Annotated in this window: 22 protein-coding genes; 7 read left to right on the forward strand and 15 right to left on the reverse strand. The window is 46.3% G+C overall.

What is annotated here, in order from left to right; all coding sequences use genetic code 11:
- The first annotated feature begins 133 nt into the window (after positions 1 to 133).
- Positions 134 to 643 (forward strand): HPP family protein, encoded by a 510-nt coding sequence (locus Q0241_RS17750; protein ID WP_299380141.1) that lies wholly within the window; start codon positions 134 to 136, stop codon positions 641 to 643.
- Between the two features lie 95 nt (positions 644 to 738).
- On the opposite strand, the gene ychF is transcribed toward Q0241_RS17750, so the two are convergent.
- The 9 genes from ychF to rfaD all read right to left on the reverse strand — a co-directional run bounded on the left by ychF (position 739) and on the right by rfaD (position 9,374).
- Positions 739 to 1,836 (reverse strand): redox-regulated ATPase YchF, encoded by a 1,098-nt coding sequence (gene ychF / locus Q0241_RS17755; RefSeq protein WP_299380144.1) that lies wholly within the window; start codon positions 1,834 to 1,836, stop codon positions 739 to 741.
- Between the two features lie 92 nt (positions 1,837 to 1,928).
- Positions 1,929 to 2,678, reverse strand: a complete 750-nt coding sequence (gene pth, locus Q0241_RS17760) for an aminoacyl-tRNA hydrolase (RefSeq protein ID WP_299380147.1) — start codon at positions 2,676 to 2,678, stop codon at positions 1,929 to 1,931.
- 40 nt (positions 2,679 to 2,718) lie between these two features.
- Complete coding sequence (locus tag Q0241_RS17765) at positions 2,719 to 3,366, reverse strand: 50S ribosomal protein L25/general stress protein Ctc (protein ID WP_299380150.1); 648 nt, start codon at positions 3,364 to 3,366, stop codon at positions 2,719 to 2,721.
- A 153-nt stretch (positions 3,367 to 3,519) separates the two neighbouring features.
- Positions 3,520 to 4,452, reverse strand: a complete 933-nt coding sequence (locus Q0241_RS17770) for a ribose-phosphate pyrophosphokinase (RefSeq protein ID WP_047762369.1) — start codon at positions 4,450 to 4,452, stop codon at positions 3,520 to 3,522.
- A gap of 125 nt (positions 4,453 to 4,577) precedes the next feature.
- Positions 4,578 to 5,489 (reverse strand): hypothetical protein, encoded by a 912-nt coding sequence (locus Q0241_RS17775; RefSeq protein ID WP_299380155.1) that lies wholly within the window; start codon positions 5,487 to 5,489, stop codon positions 4,578 to 4,580.
- A 117-nt stretch (positions 5,490 to 5,606) separates the two neighbouring features.
- Positions 5,607 to 6,383 carry a peptidoglycan editing factor PgeF gene (pgeF, locus tag Q0241_RS17780; RefSeq protein ID WP_299380158.1) on the reverse strand — a complete coding sequence of 259 codons (777 nt, stop codon included), beginning with the start codon at positions 6,381 to 6,383 and terminating at the stop codon, positions 5,607 to 5,609.
- Entirely contained in the window at positions 6,380 to 7,498 is a 1,119-nt protein-coding gene (locus Q0241_RS17785; protein ID WP_299380161.1) for an SAM-dependent methyltransferase, read from the reverse strand. The genes pgeF and Q0241_RS17785 overlap by 4 nt, the downstream gene beginning before the upstream one ends.
- Complete coding sequence (gene lgt / locus Q0241_RS17790; protein WP_299380164.1) at positions 7,495 to 8,394, reverse strand: prolipoprotein diacylglyceryl transferase; 900 nt, start codon at positions 8,392 to 8,394, stop codon at positions 7,495 to 7,497. Before lgt ends, Q0241_RS17785 begins: the two co-directional genes overlap by 4 nt.
- Entirely contained in the window at positions 8,391 to 9,374 is a 984-nt protein-coding gene (rfaD, locus tag Q0241_RS17795) for an ADP-glyceromanno-heptose 6-epimerase (protein WP_299380165.1), read from the reverse strand. Before rfaD ends, lgt begins: the two co-directional genes overlap by 4 nt.
- 230 nt (positions 9,375 to 9,604) lie before the next feature.
- Between rfaD and Q0241_RS17800 the strand changes: the two genes are divergently transcribed.
- The 5 genes from Q0241_RS17800 (at position 9,605) to Q0241_RS17820 (ending at position 12,708) form a co-directional block, all read left to right on the forward strand.
- Positions 9,605 to 9,922: an accessory factor UbiK family protein gene (locus Q0241_RS17800; protein ID WP_299380168.1), complete on the forward strand. Its 318-nt coding sequence runs from the start codon at positions 9,605 to 9,607 to the stop codon at positions 9,920 to 9,922.
- A 291-nt stretch (positions 9,923 to 10,213) separates the two neighbouring features.
- A complete protein-coding gene (locus Q0241_RS17805; protein ID WP_299380170.1) occupies positions 10,214 to 10,714 on the forward strand; it encodes a YbjN domain-containing protein in 501 nt (166 codons plus the stop codon).
- A gap of 39 nt (positions 10,715 to 10,753) precedes the next feature.
- Positions 10,754 to 11,575, forward strand: a complete 822-nt coding sequence (gene proC / locus Q0241_RS17810; RefSeq protein WP_299380172.1) for a pyrroline-5-carboxylate reductase — start codon at positions 10,754 to 10,756, stop codon at positions 11,573 to 11,575.
- A gap of 109 nt (positions 11,576 to 11,684) precedes the next feature.
- Entirely contained in the window at positions 11,685 to 12,287 is a 603-nt protein-coding gene (locus Q0241_RS17815) for a TetR family transcriptional regulator (RefSeq protein WP_299380175.1), read from the forward strand.
- Between the two features lie 79 nt (positions 12,288 to 12,366).
- Positions 12,367 to 12,708, forward strand: a complete 342-nt coding sequence (locus tag Q0241_RS17820) for a tRNA-binding protein (RefSeq protein ID WP_299380178.1) — start codon at positions 12,367 to 12,369, stop codon at positions 12,706 to 12,708.
- 35 nt (positions 12,709 to 12,743) lie between these two features.
- Here Q0241_RS17820 and Q0241_RS17825 read toward each other — a convergent pair whose 3' ends face one another.
- From Q0241_RS17825 to Q0241_RS17835, 3 genes are all read right to left on the reverse strand, one after another.
- The gene (locus Q0241_RS17825; protein ID WP_299380181.1) at positions 12,744 to 14,156 is read right to left on the reverse strand and encodes an ATP-binding protein; all 1,413 of its coding nucleotides are present in this window, start codon (positions 14,154 to 14,156) and stop codon (positions 12,744 to 12,746) included.
- Positions 14,157 to 14,852: a response regulator gene (locus Q0241_RS17830; RefSeq protein WP_299380183.1), complete on the reverse strand. Its 696-nt coding sequence runs from the start codon at positions 14,850 to 14,852 to the stop codon at positions 14,157 to 14,159.
- An 87-nt stretch (positions 14,853 to 14,939) separates the two neighbouring features.
- Complete coding sequence (locus tag Q0241_RS17835) at positions 14,940 to 15,446, reverse strand: MarR family transcriptional regulator (RefSeq protein ID WP_299380186.1); 507 nt, start codon at positions 15,444 to 15,446, stop codon at positions 14,940 to 14,942.
- Positions 15,447 to 15,627: 181 nt separating this feature from the next.
- Here Q0241_RS17835 and Q0241_RS17840 point away from each other — a divergent pair, with 181 nt between their 5' ends.
- Positions 15,628 to 16,509 carry a branched-chain amino acid aminotransferase gene (locus Q0241_RS17840; RefSeq protein WP_299380189.1) on the forward strand — a complete coding sequence of 294 codons (882 nt, stop codon included), beginning with the start codon at positions 15,628 to 15,630 and terminating at the stop codon, positions 16,507 to 16,509.
- Positions 16,510 to 16,586: 77 nt separating this feature from the next.
- Here the strand turns inward: Q0241_RS17840 and Q0241_RS17845 are convergent, their stop codons facing one another.
- The 3 genes from Q0241_RS17845 to Q0241_RS17855 all read right to left on the reverse strand — a co-directional run.
- Positions 16,587 to 17,039, reverse strand: coding sequence for a molybdenum cofactor biosynthesis protein MoaE (locus Q0241_RS17845; RefSeq protein ID WP_299380192.1), 453 nt, complete (start codon positions 17,037 to 17,039; stop codon positions 16,587 to 16,589).
- 1 nt (position 17,040) lies between these two features.
- Positions 17,041 to 17,292 carry a molybdopterin converting factor subunit 1 gene (gene moaD / locus Q0241_RS17850; protein WP_299380194.1) on the reverse strand — a complete coding sequence of 84 codons (252 nt, stop codon included), beginning with the start codon at positions 17,290 to 17,292 and terminating at the stop codon, positions 17,041 to 17,043.
- A partial coding sequence (locus Q0241_RS17855; protein WP_299380196.1) for a molybdopterin molybdotransferase MoeA occupies positions 17,289 to 18,298 on the reverse strand: 1,010 nt, incomplete at its 5' end. The genes moaD and Q0241_RS17855, both read right to left, overlap by 4 nt.

Raw genomic sequence — 18,298 nt, forward strand, 5'->3', positions numbered from 1 at the left:
ACTCTAATAACATTCTTTCTTTTTTAGGTTATCCCTTCAATTCGTAAATCTGATGATGCGATAACAATATAAAAATAGAACGATCGGTATACTTGCCTTATATCCAGCCTTGGATAAAATTTGGGTCTATGTGATGAAAAATTACCTTACGAAGTATCGGGGAAGAGGGGCAGCTGTTCCTGCTATTCCGAGTGTTAGCCATATTTGGTGGAGTTGGCTTGGGGCAATGGTTGCGATTGGTGCTATCGCGTGGCTATCTGACCAGGCTGGAGCTCTGTTTTTTATGGCGCCATTTGGGGCAAGTTGTGTGCTAGTCTTCGGGGTGCCTAATAGTCCCTTGGCTCAACCGCGTAGTCTCGTCCTTGGCCATCTGATCGCAGCATTAATAGGGTTGCTTGTCCTTGAAGCGCTTGGGGCAAACTGGTTTTCAATGGGGGTGGCTGTTGCAACTGCGATTGCCTTTATGCAGCTAACGCGAACACTGCATGCGCCAGCTGGGGCGACACCGCTTGTGATTATGCTCGAAGGGGCTGATTGGTCGTTTGTCTTCACACCGGTATTAAGTGGTGCGCTGATTATTTTGTTTGTCGGTTTGATCACTAACAATTTGTCGCGAAACAGGTCTTATCCAGAATACTGGTAGTCCAGAGGATGTTATGGTCCTAATCTCAGACACTAAAAAAGGCGGTATGATCTTCCGCCTTTTTTAGTAATCTGGATTCTTTGAATGGTGATTTGTTACACGTTGAAACGGAAGTGGAATATATCACCATCTTTCGCGATATATTCTTTTCCTTCCGCACGCATTTTTCCGGCATCTTTCGCACCCTGTTCGCCACTGCATTCGATGTAATCATCATAGGCAATGGTTTCGGCACGAATAAAGCCACGTTCAAAGTCCGTGTGAATAGCGCCCGCTGCATTTGGGGCCGTTGATCCGTCGACAACTGTCCACGCCCGTGCTTCTTTGGGGCCAACAGTAAAGAATGTCAGAAGGCCGAGGAGACCATACCCGGCTGCAATAATTCTTTTCAAACCTGTCTCTTCTAGGCCGAGGTCGGCCAAGAACTCTGTCTTTTCTTCTTGATCGGAAAGGGAGGCAACTTCGGCTTCGATTGCCGCAGAAATAATAACGCTCACACCGCCAGAGGCCGCGGCCATTTCTTCTACTTTCTTGGAATAATCATTTCCGGTTGCAGCATTTTCTTCTTCGACGTTTGCAACATAGAGAACTGGTTTCGCAGTCAGTAGCTGAAGTTGGTTATAAATGTCGCGTTGATCAGAAGAAATATCTGCTGTTCTTGCCGGGTTCCCTTCTTGAAGAACGTCACCAACGATGGTGAGAACTTCAAGCTTGGCTTTGGCTTCTTTATCGCCGCCTTTCGCCCGCTTTGCATTCGATGTGATTTGTTTTTCAACAGATTCAAGATCGGCAATAAGAAGCTCGGTCTCGACTGTTTCGGCATCCCGTACAGGATCAACTGATCCATCTACGTGGGTTACTTCACCATCAAAGCAGCGCAAAACGTGAACAATGGCATCAACGGAACGGATGTTTCCAAGAAACTCGTTCCCCATGCCTTCACCCTTGGAGGCACCACGGACAAGACCGGCAATATCAACAAACTCAAGCTGTGTCGGAATGATCTTTTGCGAACTGGCAATGGCTGCAATCTTATCCAAACGAGGATCAGGTACCGCAACACGTCCGACGTTTGGTTCAATGGTGCAGAAAGGATAGTTGGCCGCTTCGGCTGCTGCTGTTTCAGTTAGCGCATTAAAAAGCGTGGATTTGCCTACGTTCGGCAAGCCGACGATGCCGCAGTTGAAACCCATGGGTATTCCCTTTCACTATGGTTCTCGCGAAGGCGTGGTGTACGATATCGAGAACAGTTGTTTGTTTAATCAGCCAATGACTAAATGTATTATTAATCTTGGGGGGTTTTACTATTACTGAACCAGTTAGCCAAGGTCGATTGCCATCCGTCTTTGTTATTTTTGATGTCCGAGTCAGCTTTGGTTGTTTCTGGCTTTGCTGTTTTAGGCGCGTTTTGATCCCTTGTGGGGGCTTCAGAAGATGCTTTTTGTGCGGGTACTTTTTTTGACCTCGGTGGTGTAACATCTTGGGCGACCTTTGACATAAATCCTGGGCTGTCACCCTTCACAAGAAGATCTATGTGCCGTGAAATGGCATCAATCTCTTTGCCGAGCCAATCTTGATCTGTCTTTGAAAAGTCGCCAAGGACATGACCGGTAACACGTTCTTTGTGCCCAGGGTGACCAATACCCATGCGCAAGCGCCAGTATTCTTTACCAATGTGAGCATCTATTGACTTGATGCCATTGTGGCCACCAGATCCACCCGCTTTTTTGATGCGGAGCTTACCCGGTGCAAGATCAAGCTCGTCATAAAAGACAAAGACATCTTCGGGATCAATTTTGAAAAAGCGGATTGCTTCGCCAACAGCCCGACCAGATTCATTCATATAGGTTTCTGGCTTGAGAATTAGAACTTTTTCTGTACCGATCCTGCCTTCAGAAGTTTTGCCCTGAAAACGCGAACGCCAAGGCGAAAAATTATGGCGGTGGACAATATCGTCCACCGCCATAAAACCGATGTTGTGTCGGTTATTCTCGTATTTCTGACCTGGATTACCGAGACCTACAAACAATAGCATGTCAGTTTAACCTCTAGCTTCAGATCAAAAGAGAGATATCTTACTCTTCAGTAGCTGCTGCAGCTTCTTCTCCAGCAACTTCTTCTGCATCGCCTTCGTCATCAGCTTTCGCAGATTTAACAGAGCTAGGTACAGCAATCGTTGCAATTGTGAAGTCACGATCAGAGATTACTGGCTCTGTACCGTCTGGAAGTGTAACGGAAGAAATGTGAACGCTGTCACCCAGTTCAATACCAGCCATATCAACTTCGATATTTTCTGGAATATGATCTGCGCGGCAAGAAAGTTCGATGTCGTAACGTACAACGTTAAGAACGCCGCCCTGCTTAAGGCCGGGACAATTTTCTTCGTTGATAAAGTGTACAGGAATCATAACGTTTACGGACGTCTTCGCAGAAACGCGAAGGAAGTCAACGTGTTCAACCATGTCTGTTACGGGATGCAATTGAATGTCACGTGGAAGTGTACGCTCTTTTTTGCCATTAACTTCGATTTCCCAAAGACGGGTACCGAAATGACCAGAGTTGTACTCTTTCGTAATTGGACGTGGGTCCAAGTTAATCATAACAGGGTCTTTTTTTGCACCGTAGATGACGGCAGGAACCAGACCTGCACGACGAGCGGCACGAGCGGGCCCCTTGCCGGCTCTATCGCGAGCTGTTGCGCTCACTTTTGTGATATCACTCATTTTAGTCTCCAAAAGTAAAATGACAGCGGCAGAGCATTTGCTCCGCCGTTGCAGTAACTGACCAGCCTCCAGGGGTGCTGAGCCAGAGAATTCGCCCGTGTTGTATACGGACGAAAGCTATTCGTCAAATCAATCCGCAGTAATCAGCGGTATTCAGTCAAATAGACAGGATACTGATTGCTCATCACTTATACGGCGCATTGCTTCGCCCATAAGTGGAGCAACAGAAATCTGACGCATGTTGTGTGCAACACGAACAGCTTCTGTCGCTTGAATTGAATCTGTCGTTACAAGTTCTTCAAGTGGAGAAGCCGTAACACGTGCAACGGCACCGCCAGATAGAACACCATGAGAAATGTAAGCTGATACAGCTGTGGCGCCGGCATCTTTAAGAGCACCAGCAGCATTACAGAGGGTTCCAGCCGAATCCACGATGTCATCGATAAGAATACAACGTTGACCTTTTACATCGCCAATGATGTTCATAACTTCTGAAACGCCAGCTTTTTCACGACGTTTGTCGATGATTGCCAGATCAGCATCAAGGCGTTTGGCAATGGCTCTGGCTCGGACAACACCACCGACATCAGGCGATACAATGGTCAAAGGCCCTTTGGACATACGTTCCTGAATATCTTTTATGAAGACTGGTGCTGCAAAAAGATTATCAGTCGGAATGTCAAAGAAACCTTGAATCTGTCCTGCATGGAGATCCATGGTTAGAACGCGATCCGCGCCGGCAGTTTGAATTAGGTTCGCAACAAGCTTGGCCGAAATCGGTGTACGGGGGCTGGATTTACGATCCTGCCTCGCGTAGCCATAGTATGGCATTACGGCTGTTATACGGCTCGCTGAGCTGCGTTTTAAAGCATCTATCGTTACCAAGAGTTCCATAAGGTTGTCATTGGTGGGATAGGATGTCGGTTGAATAATAAATACATCTTCACCGCGCACGTTTTCATGGATCTCCACAAAAACTTCTTCATCAGAAAACCGTCGCACTGATGCTTTGGTCAGTGGTAGATTTAAATATGCAGAAATGGCCTCGGCCAATGGTCGGTTGCTGTTACCCGTTAAGATCTTCACGCCAAAATCCCCGGCTAGGCTGGACAAGCCATAACATATGACTTGTCGGCAGTTTTCATATTGGACGGGCGGAACTTAGCAATCTCAGTCTTTTCTGTAAACGCCCATAAAGATTCATTTCTTTGTTATTTCAGAACAGTTTGATTTTGAAGACTCTTTTGTTGCAGTAGGTCCTTGATTCCTATGGCTGTTCCCTCTGAAATTGCTTCCGAGGCAGGAATCAGTATTCGCGAAAGAGGAATGTTAGGTACCGGGTTCGTTTGGCTTATTTGCCCGATTTCTTCTCCGCTTGTACTATCTTCAAGAATCCAGAGTAAGGACAGTATTCCTTGTTCGGCTTGTTTCGAGAGTTCTATTTCCAAGCTGAGCTTGTAGGCAGAATCTTCTGTTGCCCTGCGGGTTAGATAGAGTTTTCTGAGCTGAAATGATGCTCTTAGTTCATTTTCCAGTATCTTCTTGGTTCTGTCGTCCAGGCGATCGGATAAAGAAAAAAGCTGAATGTGAACATAATCTGTAATTTGAGGCTGAGGGCCTGTTTCCTGATCAAGTTGCGAAATTTTGAGACTGACGTTTTGGGAGGCTCTTTTGATGATTTCCGCTAAAATAGGCTTTGAGTCTTTTTTTAGATGTATCGAGGGGATCGTTGTCCGTTCCTCTGACTCTATCAAAAATTGGTTAGGATTGGTAGTTTCTGCAACACCTATTTTTAGACTGATAACAACTTGATCTTCACTGATGGTTTCTGCCTCAAAGCTGCTGTAAAGGTGTAAACTGTTTGAGGCAAAAGCGTAGTTTGCTGCGGGTAGATTTTGATCTCTGAGAGCTTGGCTCAGATTATCCTGCGCCCAAATGGTTAGGTCTGTTAGCTCAATACCTGTTTCCTGTAATGCAAAAATTGGTGGTTCTACGGCAAGAGGGCGCGTGTTCTCTAATTTCAAAAGCGGATTACTATCTGGCTCCTGTGCCATGAAGGGACGCGGTAAGGGGCCGCAAGCCGTTATCAAGGCAATGAAAAGTAGAGGGAGAAGCTTTATCATATGATTGTGTTATGGGAAAAAAGCATGGATATCAGTGCCAGATAAGTAATCACATAAAGCTGCAAGTCGCGAGGATGCCGAGAATACACATTAAAAAGAAGAGAATAAGATGTGGCATCAGTTTGTTCCCTCCAGAGATATAATGGATATGCCCCTGCCATAGTCAGCTTCTTTTCTGTGGCAAGATCGGCGATAGCTGAAAAAGAGGCTCTCTTCAGCATAGGTATCATTCTTTGAAATAGACACCTGTTTTACACCGGATTTTTTCAATCTGTCCCCGACATACTGGCGAAGGTCAAAAAGAAATTTCCCTTCTCTCGGTGAGGGGATGAAGTAGGTCATGTTATCTTCGGTATCTTCAAAGAAGCGGTTTGCAAACTCAGCGCCAACTTCATAAGAGGCTTGCGCAATACAGGGGCCAATTGCCGTGTAGATATTTGATTTGGTTGCACCCAGGCTTTCCATTGCATCAATTGTACTGTCGGTTACTCCCTTGATTGCACCCTGCCAGCCTGCATGTGCTGCACCGACAATCTGGGCATCAGGGTCTACAAATAGAACAGGGGCGCAATCTGCGGTCATAATACCTAATGCGATCTCTGGCTGATCTGTTACCAAGGCATCGACCTGCGGGGCATCTTCGGGGCAATTCCACGGAGCTTTGACAATCTCCACATTTGCGGAATGAATCTGATAACCCGTGACAAGTTTTGCTTGTGGAGAACCCATGCGCTCAAGCGCAATGGCTCTGTTCTTCGTTACATTTTCATTCGCTTCATCTGCACCATACCCGCAGTTAAGCGACGCATAAAGATCTTGGCTGACACCATCCTGTCGAGTGAGAAAGCCATGTTTGATGCCCTTGTGTTGATCAAGTGCGGGGCTTTTTATCATGACGCTTCCTTTTGTTCTGGAAATGCAGCAGGTGTCAGTTGATCCGGGGGTGTGAGGGCCATCACTTTAAAGAGGTTTCCCATTTGACTGGGATCAGTCAAACGATGTTCGGCTGCAGTGATATCAATAGCCTGCTTATCATCTGCATTTAGACGTAACATTTCGGCGCGTTGTTCTATTCCAAGGCTTCGTAAAAAATCCCCTTGGCTTATTGTGCCATGGACAGAAGCCCCATTTGCTTCCGCTGATTTTTTTAGGGTGGGGAAATCAACAAAGGCTGAAAGGTCGGCTGTGCCGGGTTCCTGTAGGACATCGTGCTTTTTGTGATTGCGGACAGCTTGCAAACTCGGCTTTGCAGTTGGTATTGCCCAACCATAATCTACGAAAAGGCCTGCCCCGCCGTGTTTGACAATATGGTGAGATATTTGGGCCGAAACGTTAGCCGCTATAGATGAAAGTTCAACGACTGCACCCTCATGACTACCTACCAGCTCTTGAGGGATAATCGTTTCAATGGATTTTGAGGGAGGGGAAAGCGTAAAGACAAGACCTGTTTCATCTTCGTCCAAGGTGATTAATCGCTCGCACCAACCTTTGGGCGAACGTTCAAATTGACGAATAGGGAGGGCGTCAAAAAACTCATTGGCTATGAATATGCTGGGTCCATTGGGAAGGTCGGTTAAGTCATCATACCAACTGACATCATATCCACTGAGAGCTTCTTTTTGTTTTTTTCGAAGCTTTGGGCTGACTTCAATCAGGTGGATTTTTACCGCTTGATGAAAACCGGGCACCATTGCAGCGGCGCGCATGACATCGCTCATGAGCGTGCCGCGCCCTGGTCCCATCTCAATCAGGTGGATTTTAGTCGGGCCACCCATGTTGTACCAGGTATCTGCGCACCAAAAGCCGATGAGTTCACCGAACATTTGACTTATTTCAGGGGCGGTTATGAAATCTCCGTCTGTGCCAAAGGGCTCATTCGACATATAATACCCATGGGTTGGGGCAATAAGAACATCAGCCATATAGTCGGCAACAGTTATCGCACCTTCGAGTTTTATGCGCCGGCGAAAGCTTTCAAAAAGTGACTTTTTATCTGGTGCTGTACTCATTTTTTATTCGATGAAGCTTTCTTTTTTGCTGCCTTATCCGCTTCTTTAGGGGAAATGTCTTCAGGTTTGAACTCTGGCCCAGTTGGTTGGAAAGGTTGGCGAAGAGCGAAAGCAACAAGACCAATGCCGATTAGTATCATGGGAGAGGATAAAAGCTGACCAATTGTTATTTCAGCAAAGAGAAAGCCGATATGGGCATCTGGTTCTCTAAAAAATTCGACAACTGTTCGTGAGAGGCCGTATCCAACCAAGAACAATCCCGCTGTGAGTCCCCGGCGACGAAGACCGCCAGCGCGGGCAACAAGATAGAGAATTAAAAGTAAGGTAAGCCCCTCAAGGCCCGCTTCATAAAGTTGGCTTGGGTGACGAGGTAGAGGCCCCCCGTTCGGAAACACCATACCAATTTCAGCGGTCGTAACGCGCCCAAAAAGCTCGCCATTGATAAAGTTTGCCAGACGGCCAAAGAACAGACCGATTGGTGTCGCACAGGCAATAATATCGGCAAGGGCAAGGAAATGTACTTTTTCTTTCCGCGCGAACAGTACCATTGCCGTGATGACGCCGAGCAGACCGCCATGAAAGCTCATCCCGCCTTGCCAAACGGCAAAGATTTCAAGCGGATTATAGAGGAAGTATGTGAAGTTATAGAAAAGAACGTAACCTAACCTGCCCCCAAGAATGATCCCGAGTGTTGCCCAGACGATAAAATCATCCATGGCAATTGGCCGTAATTGCCTTGGGGCCTGAAAGCAGAGCCAGCGGCAATAGCGCCAGCCAAGAATGATACCGAATATATAAGCGAGCGAATACCAGCGGATTGCCAAGGGACCCAAGCTGATTGCGATGGGGTCTATTTCTGGATAGGTGAGAGCCGCGAAGACCAGTTCTTGTGTCATTTGTAGGCGTCTTCCTGTGCAAGAAATTCTGTGACGTACCGCTGAACGCCTTCTTCTAGCGATGTGAAGGGATGATCGTACCCGGCTTCTTTAAGTTTACTCATGCGAGCTTCGGTAAAGTATTGGTACTTATCGCGAATATTTTCAGGCGTTGGGACATATTTTATATTTTCATTACGGCCCATGGCCGAAAATACAGCCCGGGCCAAATCTACAAAAGATCTTGCCTGACCCGTTCCAACATTAAACAAGCCGCTTGCTGTTGGGTTGTCTTTTAACCACATCATGACCCGAACACAGTCTTCCACAGCAATAAAATCACGCAATTGGCCGCCATCAGAATAGTCTGGGTGGTGTGATTGAAACAGCTTTGCAGCTTCTCCGGACGTGACTTGATTAAAAAGATGGAAAGCAACGCTTGCTTGCCCACCTTTATGGTATTCGTTTGGACCGTAGACGTTAAAAAACTTAAGACCAGCCCATTGTGGTGGTTGCGGGTTTTTATTCGCCACACGGCGGGCAACCCAGCGATCAAAGAGCTGCTTACTCCAACCATAGCCGTTCAGGGGCTGGAGTTTGGCCAGATGCGCGATATCTTCTTCGTCATCAAAACCGTGTTCTCCGCCGCCATAGGTCGCTGCTGATGACGCATATATATAAGGCACGCTATGTTTTGCGCAGACATGCCAAAGATCTTTACTGAGTTTAAAGTTGTTTTCCATAAGAGCATCACCGTCGGTTTCGGTCGTCGCCGAAATGGCTCCCATATGAAAAACACCTTCGAGCTTATCAGCATTTTCAGCTAAAAACGCAGGTAGTGCTTCGGGCTTTATAATATCTTCAAGCTCATGTTTTGCCAGATTACGCCATTTGTCGTCATGACCAAGCCAGTCGCTGACGACAACGGATTTACCTTGTTCGACAAGGGATGCAACGAGGTTTGAACCAATAAAACCAGCGCCGCCAGTAACGAGAAACATGCTTGAAGCCTTTCGTGATATATCTTCTGCCTCCCTATATATGCTTTTGAGAAGGCATAGAGAAGCTTTTGCATCGATATTTTAAGTATATTTTTTGATAACTTTGTTTAAAGGATAATGAACAAGGTTGAAGCCGGGCGATCAAAGAGCCATATTAGGCTCAAATAAAGTCAAAAATGTGAGTCGTTTTGAGGTCTTTTGACCTGACTTACAGTATGAAAGGCAGAAACATGCAAACTCAAAATCGTATCCTTGATGATCTGGCCAAAGTTGCTAGTAGCGCTATGGGGGCGGCCGCTGGAATGAGAGGGGAAGTCGAAGCGCGGATTCGTGAACAGTTTGAACGCATTATCTCTCAAATGGATGTTGTGCCCCGCGAAGAATTTGATGTCATGAAAGCCGTTGCTGTCAAGGCACGGGAAGAAAGTGAAGATCTGGCCGAAAAGGTTACGGCACTGGAAGCTCGGTTGGCAAAGTTGGAAGGGGCGGCAAAAACGCCCCCCAAATCGACGACAGCTAAAAAGGCTGCCCCTAAGAAATCTGATTAACTTCATCGTTATCTAGAATTCTTAGGCTAGAATTTCCCTGATTCTGAATTTCCCTAGGTCTGAAACTCATGGATCTGGAATAAATATATTTCTGAGTAATCTGTGAGTTCGATTATAGTATGACAAAAGCCCGGACAATGTTCGGGCTTTTATTTTATCTTTTTTCTTGATCCCAAGATTCGTTCTGTGTCACACTATATTTGGTAGTATTCTGTCACATTAATTCAATATATGGATTGTGGCGGTAGCTATTGTATCTTGCTCAACTATACTTAGTGAGGGGTTAGTGCAATGAACTCAGAAACTACGAATGAGCGACTACCTTTCAATCCCATTGATGCTATCGAAGAGTGGATCCTAGATTATAACTGGGATTTCGAGCGCGAGAGTGATTTCGAGCTGTTAGCTGTGATTGAAGGACATTGGGGGCCTCTTCATCTTCATTTTCAATGGCAAAGTGAATTACAGGCGATGTTTTTTGCCTGTCATGGTGAAGTTATTATCCCGCAGTTGGCCAAAAGTCGTATTTGCGAGTTGTTGATTTCTGTCAACAATCAATTATGGCTTGGGCATTTTGATCTCGTACCTGAAACTGGGGGGCCTGCGTATCGACATACAGTACCGCTAAGAGGCCAAGATGGTTTCTCTCAGGATCAAACTGAAGATCTGGTCGCGACCGCAGTTGCAGAGTGGGATCGTCTTATCCCTGCGATCCAGTTGGTATCCTCTGGGGGGGATTCCGAACTAAATGCCGTAGATCTTGCCTTGATGGATACGGCAGGAGAAGCGTAGAGTTCTATTCGTAAAGTTTATGGAATAGGACGCTTAAATATGCTTAACGATGGTACCTTGCTGCTTGTTGGTTGTGGCAAGATGGGTGGCGCAATGCTGCAAGGGTGGTTGGACCGTGGCCTGGTTGGATCTCAAGTCGCTATCATTGATCCTTCGGCAAAGGCCGCTTACATGCAGCCCTTTGTCAAACAGGGGGTTCAGGCTGTTGAGACGCTTGAAGAACTTAGTGGATCCTTCAGCCCAGATTATATCCTTTTTGCTGTTAAACCACAGATGATCAACGCGACAATTACGAGCTATCATCCCTATGCAGAACAGGGAGCTGTAATCCTTTCGGTTATTGCCGGAAAACAAATTTCATTTTTTGAGAAACATTTAGGTGCTGATACTGCTATCGTGCGGACGATGCCAAATACGCCAGCCGCCGTTTCGCGCGGGATGACAGTGCTTTATGCAAATCAGAATGTTAGTAAAGAGCAGGCTAAAGTTTGTGAAGAACTTATGGCCGCCGTTGGCGAGACCGCTTGGCTTGAGGATGAAAGCCAGATTGATGCCGTTACAGGGGTTTCAGGTAGCGGACCGGCCTATATTTTTTATCTCGCAGAATGCCTAGCACAAGCTGGTGTCGATGCGGGATTACCAAATGATTTGGCACGTAAACTCGCGGATACAACTGTATCTGGCGCAGGAGAACTTCTCAGGCTTTCTAATGATAGTCCTAGTCAGTTACGTATCAATGTCACCAGCCCGAACGGCACAACTCAAGCGGGCCTGAATGTTCTTATGGCTGATGATGGTTTACAACCTGTGATGAGCAAGACTGTAGCGGCTGCTGCAAAAAGAAGTAAAGAGCTGTCTTGAACATTGAAACCTGCCTTTGAGTTCAGGGTTTGCGCTTAGGTCAGTTGCCTTTTAATTTTATCTTTCTTCCCTATATATTAGACGTATCTTCATTGTGGGGAGAGTAGTGATGAAAAAATCAGAAATACCCCAACATATCGTTTCGACAGCGATGTCTTTAGCTGTCGAAACGGGGTGGGCCACGTTATCTCTTGCTGAAATCGCAGTTGCCTCAAAAGTATCGCTATCTGATCTGCATCAGATTTTTCCCTCGAAGAGCTCTATATTGCGGTTTATATCTGAACAGGCAGATCAGGGTGTTCTCGACGAATGCGATACCGACGACCTGCGGCAGCCCGCGAAAGATAGGTTGTTTGAGATTTGTATGAACAGGTTTGATGCACTGGCGCCTTTCAAAGAAGGCATCAAAGCTATTGCCAAAGATAGCCGTAGAGATCCGGTGGCAGCACTGTTGTTCCTTTGTAACCTTCGGCGCTCAATGCCTTTGATGTTGGAAGCCGCGGGGATATCGACATCAGGGATCAGAGGCGTCGTGAGGGTGAAAGCCTTTTCAATCGCCTATCTTGCTGCCCTTCAATCCTGGTTACATGACGACAGCGACGACTTGGGCAAAACGATGGTCAAACTAGATAAAGTTCTGGGGCGGCTGGATATGATGGCGCGACGTTGTACAAGGTCGGGCGTTCTGAGGAATAAAGAGAAAGCGGCCTAGTATTTTTTACTGAGTCTTTCTTGCCTTTCAATGCGTTGCGTATAATTATTTCTCTCCATCTATTGAGGGAATAAGTTGTATGAGTAACGAATTGACATTTGATGATTTTCTTAAAGTTGATATTCGGGCCGGGACTGTTGTCGATGCCCAGCCTTATCCAGAGGCTCGTCGGCCAGCGATCAAGCTTTGGGTCGATTTTGGGGATGAGATCGGTGTTCGTAAATCATCTGCTCAAATCACAGATCACTATATGCCAGAAACGCTCATTGGGCGGCAGGTTATGGCTGTCGTAAACTTTCCTCCGCGCCAGATAGGTAAATTTATGTCAGAAATTCTTGTGCTGGGAGCTTCTGATGACAAGGGAGGCATTGTTTTGCTCGCCCCCGATCACAAGGTGCCAAACGGTAGCCGAATGCACTAAGCATTGTCCTGCTGTGAGCAAAAAAGAAAACGGGCTTAAAATGGAAGAGAAATTCTGGCCCGTAGTCCACCACCGGGAGCGTCTTCCAAGGAAAGATCACCGCCGTGGTTACTAATAATGTCGTTGGCGATAGAGAGGCCTAAGCCAACACCGCCTGTTGCCTGATTTCGGGACTGTTCCAGACGAAAGAAGGGCTTGAGAACATCTCTCCTGTGTTCTTCTGGAATTCCCGGGCCGTCATCATCAATTGTTATTTCCAGAAGCTCGTCCGCATCTTTTGATCTTTTCCGGACACAAACCATAACGTGGCTTCCGTAACGTTGTGCGTTTGTGACAAGATTGCTGATGGCGCGTTTAAAGTTTTCTTGGCGGAGCTGAATATTGATTTCCTGTTCAATATGCAGATCGATGGGGTTGTTGCTAAAACTCAGCTGTTGCATCAGTCCTTTTAGAAGGGCAGATACATTACATGAGGCCGTTTGTTCGTGTCCTTCGCCTCTTGCAAAGGCAAGGTAGCCTTCGATCATTTTTTCCATTTCGGCAACGTCGGTCTGAAGGTTCTTTGTATCTTCTGATTGCCCGGTCATAGCCAACTGTAACTTCATTCTGGTAAGTGGGGTTCGTAGATCATGGCTGACACCGGCCAACATCGCCATGCGATGTTCCACTTGCCGTTTTATTCGCGACCTCATTCGAATAAAGGCCCCTGATGCCTGTCTGACTTCTGTTGCTCCTTCGGGCTTAAAGCCTTTAACGTCTCTGCCTTTGCCAAAGCTTTCCGCGGCCCGGGCAAGGCGCTGTATCGGCCGAACCTGATTTCGCATAAAGATCACGGCAACACCAAAGGTTATGACAGATGATCCAACCATCCACAGAATCACAAGATAAGTTGTCGATGAGAAAAGGCGTTTACTTGGCACGAGGACCAATAATACTGCGTTTTCAATCTCGATCTGTATTTTCACCTGATCAACTAGACTTGTTGTATCTATGTCGTATCGATAATTTTCATTCAGGTTTTTAAGAAGTTGATCGTGAATAGCCTGATCAAGTCGGCGTTCTAAAACTGACCAGCCAGGTTTCCAATTGACTGGTGGTAGTTCGATACCTTGATGCAGCGTGAGGGATAGCCCTGCAGTTTTTTGCATAAGCTGAAAAATATTCGCTTTGTCGTAGGGTGTTTCTGCTTCTTTCAATAGAAGGATAGAGGTTGCGATATCACCTGCAATGCCTTGTGCCAGACGTTTCGTTACTGTTTCGTAGTGCCGATCATAAAACACCCAGACCGAAATGGCCTGAACAAGTAGAAGCGGTGTAACAATAATGATTAAAGAACGCCCAAGAAGTGATTTGGGAAGATACCGCTTTAAAAAGAAGGGGCGTTTCTTTTTTTGGGGAAGCGCGTCTTCTTCATCCATATATGATTCTTTGGCGGGCGTACTGGTCATTTAATCCGTTTTCAAAATGTATCCGACACCGCGGATTGTTTGAAGAAACCTCGGGTATTTCGGATCTTGTTCTATTTTTCGCCGTAAGCGGGTTACTTGAACATCGACACTTCGTGTATTGGCAAGTTCGGATCCATCCTCGATAAGCTCATCGCGACCCACAGCTATCCCGGCTTGCTGGGCCAAGGTTTTTAGAAGAGCCGCCTCGACGTCTGTTAGGTGGATGTACTCGTCATTGTTCCACAGCTGAGATTTCCGAACATCAAACCTGAACGATCCAAAAATAACATTTTCTGTCGGGAGTTCTGTGGCCGGCGCAGCGGTTTGTATGCGTTTTAGAATTGCATTTATGCGCAGAACAAGTTCCCTCGGCTCAAAAGGTTTGGAAAGATAGTCGTCGGCCCCGACTTCAAGTCCGCTAATTCTATCGTTTGTTTCGCCCATTGCGGTCAAGAGAAGTATCGGGACATCATCCTTTTTCCTGAGGGATTTTGTAAGTTCTAACCCACTTTCCCCCGGCATCATGATGTCCAGTATCAAGAGGTCGAATGATAAAGATGCCAGCTTTGATCGGGCTTCTTCTGCGCTAGAGGCTGCGGTGACCATAAAACCTTGATCCGTCAGGAATTTCTGAAGGAGCTCCCGAAGCCGGGTGTCGTCATCTACGACCAATAAATGTGGGTTAAAATCATTCATGTATTACAGTATAGCGCGTCGAAATTGTATTCACAGATCTTAATTTGAAGCCAAGTGTATATTGAGATTGAATTATTGTGCAGTCTTTTAGCGTCGGCTAGATGGACGCTTTGGTTTTGGGGTGAAACGGGGACGGTCACTTTCTTCCATCATATTCATTAGAACTGATCTGAATCCAGCAACAGCTTCTGCACCGGATTCTTTATAAGCTTTGACGATCCGTTGCCGCTGGACATTAAAAAGCTTTTCGTCCAATTCAGTCCCTTTTTCCGTCAGTTCAAGAAGTCGTTGCCGTCGGTCTATTTCCCCCGGGGTCTGCTTGATGAAACCTTCTGCCACCAGTTGAGAAAGGACGCGAGACAATGATTGCTTCGTAATTTGAAGAATCGAGAGCAGTTCACTAACGGTTATGCCGGGGTTGCGACCAACAAAATGTATTACCCTGTGGTGAGCACGCCCAAAGCCATATTCTGCAAGTAGTTCATCGGGCTCCCCTGTGAAATCTCTATATGCAAAAAACAGCAATTCAATTGCCTGCATGATTTCATCTGTACGAAGAAAAAGGGGATTAGGTTCGGATTTTATGTCAGTCATGTTGACTTATCTATCGAATTAGTATTATCTGTTTTTCAATGCGAACAGTCGAAAGTGTCAATTGTTCGCACTTAATCGTAATAATATTACGTTTCTTCCTTTGCTTTACTCAGCGGTGTTGCGAACAAGTAGTGGAAACAACGTAAAAAATGAACTTTATACCACCTTTAACACGAAAGCTATGGCTATGCTTCCATTTGATGATCGCGACGGTTCTATCTGGTACAACGGTGAAATTATTCCTTGGCGGGATGCCAAAGTTCATATTCTAAGCCATGGCCTTCATTATGGTAGCAGCGTCTTTGAGGGGGAGCGTTCTTATAATGGCCGCATCTTCAAACGGCAGGAGCATCATGAACGCCTGATCAATTCAGGAAAACTTCTCGGATTTGATATTCCTTATACCGTTGAAGAGCTTCATCAAGCTGCGCAAGAAGTCATGGATACCAATAATATTGTTGATGGCTACTTCCGTCCTGTTGCATGGCGCGGAAGTGAGATGATGGCTGTTTCAGCCCAAAAATCCCGGATACATGTCGCAATTGCAGCCTGGGAGTGGCCATCTTATTTCTCTCCTGAAGATCGTCTGAAAGGTATTCGTCTGGATTTTGCAGAGTGGCGTCGTCCTGATCCGGTTACCGCACCTGTTCATTCCAAAGCTGCTGGCCTTTATATGATTGCAACGCTCTCAAAGCATGCTGCAGAAGAAAAGGGGTACAATGATGCCTTGATGCTTGATTATCGGGGACAGATAGCCGAGGCAACAGGGGCTAATGTTTTTTTGGTACAGGATGGGAAAATTCATACACCAATACCAGATTGTTTCCTTGATGGGATTACGCGACGTACCGTGATCGATCTGGCAAAGCAAAAAGGCTATGACGTTATTGAGCGCGCTATTATGCCGGAAGAGTTGGCGAAAACGCAGGAGGTCTTTTTGACCGGTACGGCGGTTGAAGTGACGCCTGTTTCTGAAATTGGCGGCTATAAATTTACGCCGGGGGATGTCACAAAGGATCTTTTACTGGCTTATGATCAATTGGTTCGTGAGCCTACTGTATAAATCTATCTGATTGACCCTAAAAAACAGTACTGCGCTTCATTGGCGCGGTGCTGTTTTTTGTTACCTAGGTTGAGAATTTATGTCTCTATCCAGCGAGATGCTGCTGTGTCATCACTATCACGAGCATCAACCCATTTGCCACCTTCGGATGTTTCTTCTAATTTCCAAAAGGGGGCTTTTGTCTTCAGATAATCCATCAAAAACTCGCAACTTTCAAAAGCTGCTTTACGATGTTTGCTACAGGTGATGACCAAGACAATCTGCTCACCGGGTTCCATGCGTCCATAACGATGAATGATCAGGCTCGCATCAAGTTCCCAACGACGATTTGCTTCGGCCTCTATTTCAGCAAGCATTTTCTCTGTCATTCCGGGATAATGCTCAAGAGTCATGGCCGAAATCTCTTCGTTGCTGGCAATATCCCTGACAAGGCCGAGAAAAGAAGCAACACCTCCAATAGCATGATTCTCTTGGGTTAGATTTTTAATCTCTTGCCCAACATCGAAGTCTTCTTCTTGTACTTTGATCATACTATCCACCCGTTACCGGCGGAAAGAGTGCGACTTCATCATCCGGTTTAATTACGTGTTCTGGATCTGCGTATTCCTGATTGATGGCAATCCGAAGCAGGTCTCTTTTTTCAAGGGCAGAAGAATAGTTCTCGCCAAGAGAAGGCATCCAATCAAGTAGGTCGCTCACTGTTTTAACAGTTTCTGGCGGTGTAATCTCTTCGGTGGATTTGCCGATAGTAGTTCTTAACCATGCAAAATAGAGAATTTTCATAACGCGATCTCGTTAAAAGGCAAGTAGGAGATTGTGTCTCCGGGTTTGATAGATAATAGGTCTTCATCAAGAACGGCAAAACCATCTGAATGGCAGACTGATGAAAGAATGCCAGCGCCCTCTTTGGGATATTTATGTGCTTCCCAATGGCCTTCAAGGTTTTCTTTCAGATGAACCCGCACCCATTCTTTGCGATCCTTCTTTTTTTTATGAGAAAAAGCCGCAATAACAGGGAAGGTTTTGGGGGGCGTATTTTCTGCTCCGGACAACAGGTTGATCAAAGGGCGAACAAAGTTCGAGAAGGTGACTATGACAGCCACAGGGTTTCCGGGAAGCCCGACAAATGCCGTTGATCCTATTTGTCCAAGAGCAACTGGCCTGCCGGGTTTGATCGCCAACCGCCAGGCGTGGAGTGAGCCCAAAGATTCGACAACTTGCTTTACATGATCTTCCTCCCCCACAGAGACACCGCCTGATGTCAGCACAAGGTCATAGCGGTTCACTGTGCTTTCCAAGGCTTTGTGGATCAGGTCGGCTTTATCCGGAAGTATGCCAAGATCGGTTACGTTGCAGCCAAGATTTTTTAACAAGCCGTTTATTGTATAGCGATTTGAATCATAAACCTGACCGCTGTCTAATGGCGTGCCGGGATTTCTAAGCTCATCCCCCGTCGAGAAAAAGGCAACGCGAAGTAATTTGTGGACCTTGATTTTTGATATGCCAACCGCAGAGATAAGGCCCATGTCTTGGGGGCGTATTGTGCGACCGGCATGAAGAATGACAGAGCTTTTTTCGACATCTTCGCCCGCAAAACGCCTGTTCGATCCCGGCTTGATACCAAGGGGTATTGAGACTTCATCGGTTCCCACAAGGCGACAGTCTTCCTGCATCAGTACTGTATCTGCACCCAGCGGCATAGGGGCACCTGTAAAAATTCTTGCTGCGGTGCCTTTGCGAAGTGTTTCCCGAACGTGACTTCCGGCAGTTATCCGATCACTGATTGGTA

The organism is uncultured Kiloniella sp. (assembly GCF_937128705.1).
Lineage (GTDB): Bacteria > Pseudomonadota > Alphaproteobacteria > Kiloniellales > Kiloniellaceae > Kiloniella.

Bases quoted from the DNA above. Each gene is read 5' to 3' on its own strand.
- Q0241_RS17750 (WP_299380141.1), top strand. From the start codon at position 134: ATGAAAAATTACCTTACGAAGTATCGGGGAAGAGGGGCAGCTGTTCCT.
- ychF (WP_299380144.1), bottom strand. From the start codon at position 1,836: ATGGGTTTCAACTGCGGCATCGTCGGCTTGCCGAACGTAGGCAAATCC.
- pth (WP_299380147.1), bottom strand. From the start codon at position 2,678: ATGCTATTGTTTGTAGGTCTCGGTAATCCAGGTCAGAAATACGAGAAT.
- Q0241_RS17765 (WP_299380150.1), bottom strand. From the start codon at position 3,366: ATGAGTGATATCACAAAAGTGAGCGCAACAGCTCGCGATAGAGCCGGC.
- Q0241_RS17775 (WP_299380155.1), bottom strand. From the start codon at position 5,489: ATGATAAAGCTTCTCCCTCTACTTTTCATTGCCTTGATAACGGCTTGC.
- pgeF (WP_299380158.1), bottom strand. From the start codon at position 6,383: ATGATAAAAAGCCCCGCACTTGATCAACACAAGGGCATCAAACATGGC.
- Q0241_RS17785 (WP_299380161.1), bottom strand. From the start codon at position 7,498: ATGAGTACAGCACCAGATAAAAAGTCACTTTTTGAAAGCTTTCGCCGG.
- lgt (WP_299380164.1), bottom strand. From the start codon at position 8,394: ATGACACAAGAACTGGTCTTCGCGGCTCTCACCTATCCAGAAATAGAC.
- rfaD (WP_299380165.1), bottom strand. From the start codon at position 9,374: ATGTTTCTCGTTACTGGCGGCGCTGGTTTTATTGGTTCAAACCTCGTT.
- Q0241_RS17800 (WP_299380168.1), top strand. From the start codon at position 9,605: ATGCAAACTCAAAATCGTATCCTTGATGATCTGGCCAAAGTTGCTAGT.
- Q0241_RS17805 (WP_299380170.1), top strand. From the start codon at position 10,214: ATGAACTCAGAAACTACGAATGAGCGACTACCTTTCAATCCCATTGAT.
- proC (WP_299380172.1), top strand. From the start codon at position 10,754: ATGCTTAACGATGGTACCTTGCTGCTTGTTGGTTGTGGCAAGATGGGT.
- Q0241_RS17815 (WP_299380175.1), top strand. From the start codon at position 11,685: ATGAAAAAATCAGAAATACCCCAACATATCGTTTCGACAGCGATGTCT.
- Q0241_RS17820 (WP_299380178.1), top strand. From the start codon at position 12,367: ATGAGTAACGAATTGACATTTGATGATTTTCTTAAAGTTGATATTCGG.
- Q0241_RS17825 (WP_299380181.1), bottom strand. From the start codon at position 14,156: ATGACCAGTACGCCCGCCAAAGAATCATATATGGATGAAGAAGACGCG.
- Q0241_RS17830 (WP_299380183.1), bottom strand. From the start codon at position 14,852: ATGAATGATTTTAACCCACATTTATTGGTCGTAGATGACGACACCCGG.
- Q0241_RS17835 (WP_299380186.1), bottom strand. From the start codon at position 15,446: ATGACTGACATAAAATCCGAACCTAATCCCCTTTTTCTTCGTACAGAT.
- Q0241_RS17840 (WP_299380189.1), top strand. From the start codon at position 15,628: ATGGCTATGCTTCCATTTGATGATCGCGACGGTTCTATCTGGTACAAC.
- Q0241_RS17845 (WP_299380192.1), bottom strand. From the start codon at position 17,039: ATGATCAAAGTACAAGAAGAAGACTTCGATGTTGGGCAAGAGATTAAA.
- moaD (WP_299380194.1), bottom strand. From the start codon at position 17,292: ATGAAAATTCTCTATTTTGCATGGTTAAGAACTACTATCGGCAAATCC.